Origin of the sequence: Burkholderia sp. Ac-20379 (assembly GCF_017104645.1) — a bacterium.
Taxonomy (GTDB): domain Bacteria; phylum Pseudomonadota; class Gammaproteobacteria; order Burkholderiales; family Burkholderiaceae; genus Burkholderia.
Genome location: NZ_JAAGPF010000258.1, coordinates 1 through 10,583, shown reverse-complemented (window position 1 = coordinate 10,583; position 10,583 = coordinate 1). Strand labels below are relative to the sequence as shown.

Genomic DNA, 10,583 nt, shown 5'->3' with positions numbered 1-10,583 from the left:
GCTGGCCGGCATCGTCGGCATTGCTTACTGGGAAAATCTCGAACATACGGCCGAGCTGGCCGACATCGACGCGGCCATGCTGAACGATGACCTGCCGCTCAATGCGTACCTCGACCACGGGTTCAACGCATATTTGTCGCACACGCGCTGAGCGCAACCAGATACAGAAGGACGCACGGGGTGATTCACAAACGCGGACTGGCGATATTCTTCGGGAGCGCAATCGCGCTCGTGGTTGCGTACGCGGCCACCTACACGCGTTTCGAGGATCAGCCCGCCGCAGCGGCCGGCCCCACCGCCGCCGCACCGGCCGCCGCCACCAGCGCACCCGCGCCGGCCCAACCGGTCGTCAGCCTGTCGCTGCCGAACGCGTTCCCCACGCTCGCCCCGGCCAGCCCGCTGTCGTGGGCGCGCCTTTCCCCCCAGCAGCACGAGGCGCTGGCCCCGGTCGAACGGCTGTGGGACAGCTTCAGCGATGCCCGCAAGCGTCGTTGGATTAAAATCGCAGCACGTTACCCGAAGATGCCGCCCGAAGAGCAGAAGCGCCTGCATGAACGGATGACCCAATGGGCCAACCTCACGCAGGAGGAGCGGCGCGTCGCGCGGGAAAACTATCAGGTGTCGAAGGATCTTTCCGCTCAGGCGCGCGAGCGCGCATGGAAGGATTACCAGAAGCTGACGCCCGAGCAGAAGGCCCGGCTGGCGGCTGCCGAGCGCCATCGTCGCACCGTGGTCAGCGCGCCGCCGTCGGGCAAGAGCGACCGCGACATCAATCGCCTCGTCAATGCGCACGACCATCCGGCCAATGCGCCGCTGACGCCGATCGTGCCGCCCGCCGAGCCGGGCGCGGTCGCCAGTGCGGCCGTGCCGACCACCGCCGCCTCGGGCACCCAGCAGCCGCCCGCGCCGCAGCCCATTTCGCCGGCCGACGCGCCGTCGATCTTCAAGGGCTCGTGAACGCCGCGCCGGCCGCACCCGCCACGGATGCCGCCGGCGCCCGTCCGGGCGTGGGCCGGCGCCTCGCCGCGCTCGTCTACGAAGGCGTGCTGCTGTTCGGCATCGTCTTCTTCGCCGCCCTCGCGTTCGCGCTCGTGTTCCAGCAGCGCAACGGTCTCGTCCATCACCAATGGCTCGCCGCGTGGATCGCTCTCGTGGCCGGCGCATATTTCGTCTGGTTCTGGACCCACGGCGGCCAGACCTTGCCGATGAAGACCTGGCGGCTGCGCCTCGTCACGGCGCACGGCGCACCGCTGACGGCGCCCCGCGCCGTGCTGCGCTACCTGCTCGGCTGGCTCTGGTTCCTGCCGCCGCTCGCGCTGCATCCGCTGGCCGGCCTCGCCGTGCCCGTCACGCTGGGCGTCACGGCCGCCTGGATCGTATTGTGGGCGCTGGCCGCGCGCCTGGATCCGGGTCGCCAGTTCCCGCACGACCGGCTGGCCGGCACCCGTATCGTGTCCGTGCCGCGCTGATTCCCGCACCCCGCTCCACCTCGCTTTTTCCGCTCGTTTCCGGCGTCAATCGTCCGATCAATCGGCCTTGCCGCACGCGACTGTCGCAAGGATGCATCATGCGTGCGACAGCGTTTTCGGCCCGCCGCCGGCCGCGCCGCCGCGCCCATCCCACGCGCCGCGCGGGCCGCGCCGGAACGGGGTTGGCGCGCCCAACAAGCCGTAATAAGAACGTCCCGTGACTGTCATGGCGAAGTCATCGACGCATGGCGCAATGCCGGTTATTCAACACGGCGCGAGTCATGCATGGGCCTCAAAACGTCCGCGACTACCTTCTTCCAAGATCCGGCCGACGCACGCGCGACGGCTGCGGCGTTCCTCTCCGGCGCGACCGACGGCGACTCGCCCGCCGAGCCGCCGCAATGGGCGGCCGCCTCCAGCCATCAGGAGGACACCGACGGCCCGGCGAACCGCTACCGCACGATCTGGATCTCGGACATTCACCTGGGCACGAGCGGCTGCCAGGCGAACTACCTGCTCGATTTCCTGCGTCACAACGATTCCGAATACCTGTACCTGGTCGGCGACATCATCGACGGCTGGCAGTTGAAGAAAGGCTGGTACTGGCCGCAGGCGCACAACGACGTGGTGCAGAAGATCATGCGCAAGGCGCGCAAGGGCACCCAGGTCGTCTACATCCCCGGCAATCACGACGAGGCGGCGCGTCAGTTCTGCGACCTCGCGTTCGGCGAGATCCAGGTGCGCGGCGAGGCGTTCCACACCACGCTGGCCGGCAAGCGCCTGTGGATCGTGCATGGCGACCTGTTCGACGGCGTGATCCAGCACGCGAAGTGGCTCGCCTACCTCGGCGATTCGGCCTACACGCTGATCCTGCTGCTGAACCGCTGGTTCAACCGCGTGCGCAGCAAGCTCGGCTTCCAGTACTGGTCGCTGTCGCAATACCTGAAGCACCAGGTCAAGAACGCCGTGAACTTCATCTCGTCGTTCGAGAACGCGATGACCGACGAAGCGCGCCGCCGCGGCTGCGACGGCGTGGTCTGCGGCCACATCCACAAGGCCGAGATCCGCGACATCGACGGCGTGCTGTATTGCAACGACGGCGACTGGGTCGAAAGCCTGTCCGCGCTCGTCGAAACGATGGAAGGCGAGTTGAAGATCGTCTACTGGACGGTGATGCAATCGCCGCCCGTCACCACCTCGCGCAAGGCCAAGGCCACCGCGTGAGTCCCCTGCCTCGCCGCTTTTCGCACCTTCCGCACCCTACAGGACTGCCAGCATGAAGATCATGATCGTCACCGATGCATGGGAACCGCAAGTCAACGGCGTCGTGCGCACCTTGAAGAGCACGTCGCGCGAACTGACGGCGCTCGGCCATCAGGTCGAATTGCTGACGCCGCTCGAATTCCGCACCATCCCGTGCCCGACGTATCCGGAGATCCGCCTGTCGCTGTTCCCGTACGGCAAGCTGCGCGCACGCGTCGACGCGTTCGCCCCGGACGCGCTGCACATCGCCACCGAAGGCCCGCTCGGCATGGCCGCGCGCCGTTACGCGCGCGCCCACAAGCTGCCGTTCACGACCGCCTATCACACGCGCTTCCCCGAATACGTGCAGGCGCGCTTCGGCTTCCCGCTGTCGGCCACCTACCGCTTCCTGCGCTGGTTCCACGGCGCGTCGCTCGCCGTGATGGCGCCGACGCCGGTGGTCAAGCAGGATCTCGAGACGTTCGGCTTCAACAACGTGGTGCTGTGGACGCGCGGCGTCGATCTCGACATCTTCGAGCCGAAGGAATCGAAGGTGCTGAACACGGCGCGCCCGATCTTCCTGTACGTGGGGCGCGTGGCGATCGAGAAGAACGTCGAGGCGTTCCTGAAGCTCGATCTGCCCGGTTCGAAATGGGTCGCGGGCGAAGGCCCCGCGCTCGCCGAACTGAAATCACGCTATCCTGAGGCGAACTACCTTGGCGTGCTGTCGCAGGCGGAGCTCGCCAAGGTGTATGCGGCCGCCGATGTATTCGTGTTCCCGAGCAAGACCGACACGTTCGGCCTGGTGCTGCTCGAAGCGCTGGCCTGCGGCACGCCGGTGGCCGCCTACCCGGTGACCGGCCCGGTCGACGTGCTCGGCGACGGCGGCGCCGGCGCGATGAACGAAGACCTGCGCGAGGCCTGCCTCGATGCGCTGAAGATCGATCGCGAAACGGCGCGCGCCTGGGCCGAGCGCTTCTCGTGGCGCGCCGCGTCCGAGCAGTTCGCCTCGCACCTGAAGCCGCTGCAGAAACCCGCCAGCCCCCAACCTCAAGGCGCAGCCGTTTGAAACCTGCCATGCGCGCGAAAGCGCCCGCTCCGTCGCCGTCGCCGCTGCGTCGTCCCGCGTTGAACGCGGCCGCCGCGGCGCGCGATCCGCATGCCGATAACGATTCCCACGATGCGCACGACGGCCACGAGCCGCTCGGCACCGACGACCCGCTCGCCCCGCTTCCGCCCAATCCGTACAAGGGCAATCGCGGGCTGACGCGCGCCTGGTACGCGCTCAAGCATTCGGTCAATGGCTTTCAGGTGGCGATCCGCGAGGAGAGCGCGTTTCGCCAGGAATTGACGCTCGCGGCGATCCTCGTGCCGCTCGGCCTGTTCATGCCGGTGGATGCGGTATCGCATGCGCTGCTGATCGGTTCGGTGCTGCTGGTGCTGATCGTCGAACTGCTGAACTCCAGCGTGGAAGCGGCGATCGACCGGATTTCGCTCGAGCGCCACGAGCTGTCGAAGCGCGCCAAGGATCTCGGCAGCGCGGCCGTGACGGTGGCGCTGGTGGCCTGCCTGGCGACCTGGGGCTTCATTCTCTGGCCGCTCGTGAAGCGCTGGACCGGCCACTGAAATCGGGCGTTCTCGCCCCGCCAACCGCGCCGCTCGGACAACGATCGGCGCGGAAATTCCCCATTGTTCCAGCCGTGCGACGAAATGCGCCGAAAAAGCGAACGACCGTTTATAATCGTCCGATAGTCTCGAAAGACAAGCTAACCCGAGCCGGACAACGCTGCGACATTCTCTTGCCGCGCCCGCCCGTCCGGCACATTCAGGGCCGGACGACACATGGAAGCGAAACCTCCCCGCCGCACGCGTGAACGGATCCTCGAGCTGTCGTTGAAGCTGTTCAACGAAATCGGCGAACCGAACGTGACCACCACCACGATCGCCGAGGAAATGGAAATCAGTCCAGGCAACCTGTACTATCATTTCCGCAACAAGGACGACATCATCAACAGCATCTTCGCCCAGTTCGAGCAGCAGATCGAACGGCGGCTGCGCTTTCCCGAAGATCACCGTCCCACCATCGACGAAACCTGGTCGTACCTGCAATACATGGCCGATTTCATGTGGACCTACCGGTTCCTGTATCGCGACCTGAACGACCTGCTCGCCCGCAACCGCACGCTCGAAACCCACTTCAAGCAGATCATCAGCCACAAGGTGCGCTTCGCGCGCGACATGTGCGAGCTGCTGGTGTCCGACGACGAACTCGTGGCCACGCCGGCCGAGATCGAGGTGATCGCCACCAACATGGGCGTGATCGCCACGTATTGGCTGTCGTACCAGTACGTGATGCACCCGCGCAAATACAACGATCAGGATGCGATCCGCGACGAACTCCACCAGGTCAGCATGCACGTGATCTCGGTGATGGCGCCGTATCTGCGCGGCCGTTCGCGGCAGATCTTCGACGATCTCGTCTCGGGCAAGCTGCCCAAGCGCGAATTCCACGATTACCTGCCGCCGCGCGGCGCACCGAAGGACGCGAAATCATGAAATCGGTGTGCGTGTATTGCGGCTCGTCGCCGGGCGTGCGCCCGGTATACGCCGACGCGGCGCGCGCATTCGGCCGCGCGCTGGCCGAAGCGGACCTGACGCTCGTCTACGGCGGCGGCCGGGTCGGCCTGATGGGCATCGTCGCCGATGCCGTGCTGGCCGCCGGCGGACGCGCGGTCGGCGTGATCCCGAAACTGCTGCTCGACAAGGAAGTCGGCCACGCCGGCCTGACCGAACTGCACGTGGTGCCCGACATGCATCATCGCAAGAAGATGATGGCCGACCTCAGCGACGCGTTCGTCGCGATGCCGGGCGGCGCGGGCACGCTGGAAGAGTTCTTCGAGGTCTACACGTGGGCGCAGCTCGGCTATCACCGCAAGCCGGTGGCGCTGCTGAACGTGGAGGGCTTCTACGATCCGCTGGTGGCGATGCTGCGTCACACGGTCGACGAGGGCTTCATGGCCAATACGTATGTCGAATCGCTGTGCGTCGACGCCACGGCCGACGGCATGCTCGACCAGCTGCGGCGCTACGTGCCGCCGCTGCGCGACAAGTGGACGCCGGTGGCCGACGCGCCCTGATCCCGCTTCGCTGCAATCCCGCGAGGCCGGCGCCGCACAGCGCCGGCCTCGTTCGTTTTATCCTCACGTTTCCCCCTTTCCCCGCCCGCGGTTCGCCGCCGTGACGCCGCGCGCCGATCCCGCCCCATCACGGAGCCGTCTGCCATGTCCGATTCGAACCATCCGGTCGTCCTCGTCACCGGCGCGAGCCGCGGCATCGGCGCCGCCACGGCGCGGCTCGCCGCCGCGCGCGGCTGGGCTGTCGGCATCAACTACGCGCGCGATGCAGCCGCGGCCGACGCGCTGGCCGACGAGATCCGCGGCCAGGGCGGCCGCGCCGCGACGATCCGCGGCGACGTGGCCGTCGAAGCCGACGTGATCGCCATGTTCGACACCGTCGAGCGCGAACTCGGCCCGCTCGACGCGCTCGTCAACAACGCCGGCATCGTCGCGCCGCCGCTGCCGCTGGCCGACATGGATCTGGCGCGGCTCACCCGCCTGTTCGACGTCAACGTGCTCGGTGCGTACCTGTGCGCGCGGGAAGCGGCGCGCCGCCTGCCAATCAACCGGGGCGGACGCGGCGGCGCGATCGTCAATGTGTCGTCGCTGGCGGCGCGGCTCGGCTCGCCGAACGAATACGTCGACTACGCCGGCTCGAAGGGCGCGGTCGATACGCTGACGCTCGGCCTGGCCAAGGAACTCGCGCCGCACGGCGTGCGCGTCAACGCGGTGCGCCCCGGCCTGATCGATACCGGGATCCATGCCAGCGGCGGTCAGCCCGATCGCGCCGCACGGCTCGGCGCGCAGACGCCGATCGGCCGCCCGGGGCGCGCCGACGAAGTGGCCGAGGCGATCGTCTGGCTGCTCGGCAGCGCCGCCTCGTATGTCACGGGCACGCTGGTCGACGTGGGCGGCGGACGCTGACCACCCCGCGCCCGGCGCCCGCCGAAAACGTGCGCCGGCGCCCAAACATCAGACCTCGCCATCCCGCCGCAAGCCCCGCCCGGCCGCGTTTCCAGGCATTCGTGTGTCGCAAAAGCCACACCCGCAAACGTACAAATCACAAAACGGCACACACGCCCAAAAAACTCACAGTGCGGCCACAGTTTTCGTAACAGGCCGTAATAAAAACGTGATTAACTAGCGTCCGTCGCGACTCATCGTCGCGGCAATCGCCACCCCCACGGCAGCGTCAATCATCCGGCCGAAGCAGCCGGCTGACCCACCGACTTCTGAGACGTTTTTGATGCAGGGACCTACCGCTCCCGGCGGCTCGCGTTCGTCCGCGCACGCCCCGATCCGTCATGTCGCGCTCCGCCAGGGCGCGTCGCAAGCCGCCAATGCCGCCGCGCTGGGCGGCAGCCTGCCGTTAACCGGCGATGCCGCGCATGCCGGCACCTGGCCGGCCGGGTTCGCACGCGCGAATTGGCGCGTCTGGTTACTCGTGATCGCGATCGCCTGCGCCTATCTGCTGCCGGGCGTGGTCGGCCACGACCCGTGGAAGCAGGACGAAACCTACACGTTCGGCATCATCCAGCACATCTTGGACACCGGCGATCTGGTGGTGCCGACCAATGCCGGCCAGCCGTTCCTCGAAAAGCCGCCGATCTACGACTGGACCGCCGCCGCCTTCGCCTGGCTGTTCGGCCGCTACATTCCGCTGCATGACGCGGCGCGCCTCGCGAGCGCCCTGTTCGCCGCGCTCGCGTTCGGCTTCACGGCGCGCGCCGCGCGCATCGCCACGCGCGCGCCGCGCTGGCTCGACCTGCGCGTGATCGGCCCGGTCGCGCTGTGCGCGGGCACGCTGGTGGTGGTCAAGCATGTCCACGACATGATGACCGACGTGGCGCTGATGGCCGGCGCCGCGATCGCGTTCTCGTCGCTGCTCGAACTCGTGACCGAGCGCATCGCGGGCCGGCCCGCCGGCCGCTTCGCCGCGCCGGGCTTCGGCGCGGGTGTGGGCGTCGCGCTGCTGGCCAAGGGGCTGTTCGTGCCGCTCGTGTTCGGCGCGACGCTGCCGATCCTGCTCGCGCTGTATCCCGCCTGCCGCAACCGCGCGTTCTTCCGCTCGCTCGGCATCGCCGCGCTGGTGCTCGCGCCGTTCGCGTTGATCTGGCCGACCGCGCTGTTCCTGCGCTCCGAAACGCTGTTCATGACCTGGTTCTGGGACAACAACGTCGGCCGCTTCTTCGGCTTTTCGGTGCCGAACCTCGGCGCGGAAAACGACAAGCCGCTGTTCATCTGGCGCGCGCTGCTGACGGTCGGCTTCCCGGTCGGGCCGCTGGCCGCCTACGCGCTGCTCGCGGGCCGCTGGCGCGCGTGGCGCGACCCGGCGGTGACGCTGCCCGCGCTGTTCGGCGGCATCGGCATGCTGGTGCTGCAGATGTCGGCAACCTCGCGCGAGCTGTACATCCTGCCGTTCATCGCCCCGCTGGCGCTGCTCGCGGCCGCCGCGCCCGAACGGATGCCGCTGCGCGCCGCGATGCTGTGGGATTACGCGAGCCGCGCGGTGTTCGGCTGCGTCGCCGTCTACGCCTGGTATGTCTGGTCGATCATGACGTCGGCGCACGCCTCGCGCGAACCGATCCACTGGCTCGGCCGCTGGCTGCCGCTCGACTGGATCGCGCCGCTCGATCTCGGCTTCGTCGCCGCCGGGCTGGTGCTGACGATCGGCTGGCTGTGGGTGCTGCCGTGGCTGCGCGCCACCGGCAAATGGCGCGGCGCGCTGTCGTGGGCGGCGGGCGTGGTGCTGGTCTGGGGGTTGATCTTCACGCTGCTGCTGCCGTGGCTCGACGTGGCCAAGAGCTACCGTTCGGTGTTCCTCGATCTCGACGCGCATCTGGCCGAGCAATGGAACGAAGGCGACTGCATGGCGAGCCTCGGGCTCGGCGAATCGGAAGCGCCGATGCTCGAATACTTCACCGGCATCGAACATCGCCCCACCGCCAACCCGGCCAGCACGCAATGCACGTGGATGATCGTGCAGGGCCTGCGCGCCGTCACGCCCAAGGTCGGCGACGAGTGGGATCTGTACTGGACGGGCGCGCGCCCCGGCGACAACGAGGAACTGCTGCGCGTCTACGTGCGCACGCCGGACGACAACTGACGAACCGCCGCCGCGTTCGCGCGCGCGATGAAAAAGGGGCGCCGGGCTCGTTTGCCCGGCGCCCCTTTTTCGTTGGATTCGTTGGGAGGCCGCGTGCGCCGCTCGGCGTATCAACCCGGCCGGTTGCGCATCCAGTCGGCCGTATCGTAGAACGACAGCATCAGCCGCTCGCGCAGCGCCGCGTCGAGGCCGATGTCCTCCATCGCCCAGGCCATGCAGCGCAGCCATTGATCGCGCTCCGAGCTGCCGATCGGGAACGGCAGGTGCCGCGCGCGCAGCCGCGGGTGCCCGAAGCGGCTCACGTAGTGGTCGGGGCCGCCGAGCCAGCCGCACAGGAACCAGAAGGTCTTGTCGCGCGAGCCGTCGAGCGAATCGGGGTGCAGCGCGCGAATGCCCGCGAACTCCGGCTCGAGATCCATCAGGTCGTAAAAGCGGTCGATCAGCTCGCGCACGCGCGCCTCGCCGCCCACCAGCTCGAACGCGCTCGGCTTGGCCTGCGCGCCGTCGTCGGTTACATCGTCGGTCATACGGAAATCCGGCAAAAAGCGAAACGATACCGCAGCCGCGCGCTCACGCGTCGCGCAAGGTGCGCAGCGCCGGGCGCGACAGCACGTTGCGCAGGCTCCACCAGCCCGCCGCCGCCGCGCACACGATGCCCGCCGCGATGCCGGCCGGCACCACCCACGGGTTGAGCGCCATCTCGAACGAGAACACCTGGGTGGCCAGCACCCAGCCGATCGCGAGCGAGCCCACCGCGGCACACGCGCCCGCGATCGTGCCGACGATCACGAACTCGGCACGCTGCACCGCCCCGACCTGCCGGCGCGACGCGCCGAGCGCGCGCAGCAGCGCGGCTTCGCGCATGCGCTCGTCGCGGCTGCCGGCCAGCGCCGTGTACAGCACCAGGATGCCGGCCGCCAAGGTGAAGCCGAACAGCATCTGCACCGCGCCCACCACCTGCAGCAGCACGCGCTGCAGTTGCGCGAGGATCGGCGCGACGTCGATCGCGGTGATGCCCGGCTGCTGCGCGATCAGCCCGTCGATCACGCCCGAACGGCCTGGCGGCAGATGGAAGCTCGTGATGTACATCGCCGGGAAATCGCTGAGCGCCTCGGGCGGCATCAGCACGAAGAAATTGACGCGGAACGTGCCCCAGTCGAGCTTGCGGATGCTGGTGACGGGCGCCTCGACGATCAGCCCGGTCACGTCGAAGCGCAGCGTGTCGCCGAGCTTCACCTTCAGCGTCTTGGCCAGCCCGGCCTCGATGGAGATCTGCGGCTTCGGCGAGACGCCGAACCAGTGGCCCTCGGTCACGCGATTGTCGTCGGGCAGTTGGGTCGTGTACGACAGGTTGAATTCGCGGTCGACCAGCCGGCGCGCGTTCGCGTCGGGGAAGCTGTCCGGGTTGACGGCCTTGCCGTCGATCGCGATCAGGCGGCCGCGCACCATCGGCTCGAGCGGCGCATCCTCGATGCCGTGCGAGGCCAGATAGCTGACCACGCCGGGGCGTTGATCGGGCTGGATATCGATCAGGAACTGATTCGGCGCGTCCGGCGGCGTGGATTTGCGCCAGCCGGCCACCAGGTCGTCGCGCGTGATCGAGATCAGCAACAGGCACATGAGGCCCAGCGCCAGCGCGTTGCAGAAGAC

Annotated in this window: 12 protein-coding genes; 10 read left to right on the top strand and 2 right to left on the bottom strand. The window is 68.3% G+C overall.

Going from position 1 to position 10,583, the window contains the following annotated elements:
- The 10 genes from G3N92_RS25150 to G3N92_RS25105 all read left to right on the top strand — a co-directional run.
- Positions 1 to 151, top strand: a 151-nt coding sequence (locus G3N92_RS25150; RefSeq protein WP_206130306.1) for a DUF3619 family protein, incomplete at its 5' end; no start/stop codon positions are given.
- Positions 152 to 180: 29 nt separating this feature from the next.
- Complete coding sequence (locus tag G3N92_RS25145; RefSeq protein ID WP_206130305.1) at positions 181 to 957, top strand: DUF3106 domain-containing protein; 777 nt, start codon at positions 181 to 183, stop codon at positions 955 to 957.
- Complete coding sequence (locus tag G3N92_RS25140; RefSeq protein WP_206130304.1) at positions 954 to 1,469, top strand: RDD family protein; 516 nt, start codon at positions 954 to 956, stop codon at positions 1,467 to 1,469. The genes G3N92_RS25145 and G3N92_RS25140 overlap by 4 nt, the downstream gene beginning before the upstream one ends.
- Positions 1,470 to 1,754: 285 nt before the next feature.
- The gene (locus G3N92_RS25135) at positions 1,755 to 2,693 is read left to right on the top strand and encodes a UDP-2,3-diacylglucosamine diphosphatase (protein ID WP_206130303.1); all 939 of its coding nucleotides are present in this window, start codon (positions 1,755 to 1,757) and stop codon (positions 2,691 to 2,693) included.
- A 52-nt stretch (positions 2,694 to 2,745) separates the two neighbouring features.
- Complete coding sequence (locus G3N92_RS25130; protein WP_206130302.1) at positions 2,746 to 3,780, top strand: glycosyltransferase family 1 protein; 1,035 nt, start codon at positions 2,746 to 2,748, stop codon at positions 3,778 to 3,780.
- A gap of 8 nt (positions 3,781 to 3,788) precedes the next feature.
- Positions 3,789 to 4,337: a diacylglycerol kinase gene (locus G3N92_RS25125; RefSeq protein WP_206130301.1), complete on the top strand. Its 549-nt coding sequence runs from the start codon at positions 3,789 to 3,791 to the stop codon at positions 4,335 to 4,337.
- Positions 4,338 to 4,553: 216 nt separating this feature from the next.
- Positions 4,554 to 5,267 carry a TetR/AcrR family transcriptional regulator gene (locus tag G3N92_RS25120; protein ID WP_206130300.1) on the top strand — a complete coding sequence of 238 codons (714 nt, stop codon included), beginning with the start codon at positions 4,554 to 4,556 and terminating at the stop codon, positions 5,265 to 5,267.
- Positions 5,264 to 5,848, top strand: a complete 585-nt coding sequence (locus tag G3N92_RS25115; RefSeq protein ID WP_206130299.1) for a TIGR00730 family Rossman fold protein — start codon at positions 5,264 to 5,266, stop codon at positions 5,846 to 5,848. Before G3N92_RS25120 ends, G3N92_RS25115 begins: the two co-directional genes overlap by 4 nt.
- A 144-nt stretch (positions 5,849 to 5,992) precedes the next feature.
- A complete protein-coding gene (locus tag G3N92_RS25110) occupies positions 5,993 to 6,751 on the top strand; it encodes an SDR family oxidoreductase (protein ID WP_206130298.1) in 759 nt (252 codons plus the stop codon).
- A 322-nt stretch (positions 6,752 to 7,073) separates the two neighbouring features.
- Positions 7,074 to 8,933 (top strand): glycosyl transferase, encoded by a 1,860-nt coding sequence (locus tag G3N92_RS25105; protein WP_206130297.1) that lies wholly within the window; start codon positions 7,074 to 7,076, stop codon positions 8,931 to 8,933.
- 110 nt (positions 8,934 to 9,043) lie between these two features.
- Here the strand turns inward: G3N92_RS25105 and G3N92_RS25100 are convergent, their stop codons facing one another.
- Together G3N92_RS25100 and G3N92_RS25095 are read right to left on the bottom strand one after the other, a co-directional pair.
- Positions 9,044 to 9,460 carry a group II truncated hemoglobin gene (locus G3N92_RS25100; protein WP_206130296.1) on the bottom strand — a complete coding sequence of 139 codons (417 nt, stop codon included), beginning with the start codon at positions 9,458 to 9,460 and terminating at the stop codon, positions 9,044 to 9,046.
- 43 nt (positions 9,461 to 9,503) lie between these two features.
- Positions 9,504 to 10,583 (bottom strand): FtsX-like permease family protein (locus tag G3N92_RS25095; protein ID WP_206130295.1); only part of this gene is annotated, 1,080 nt, incomplete at its 5' end.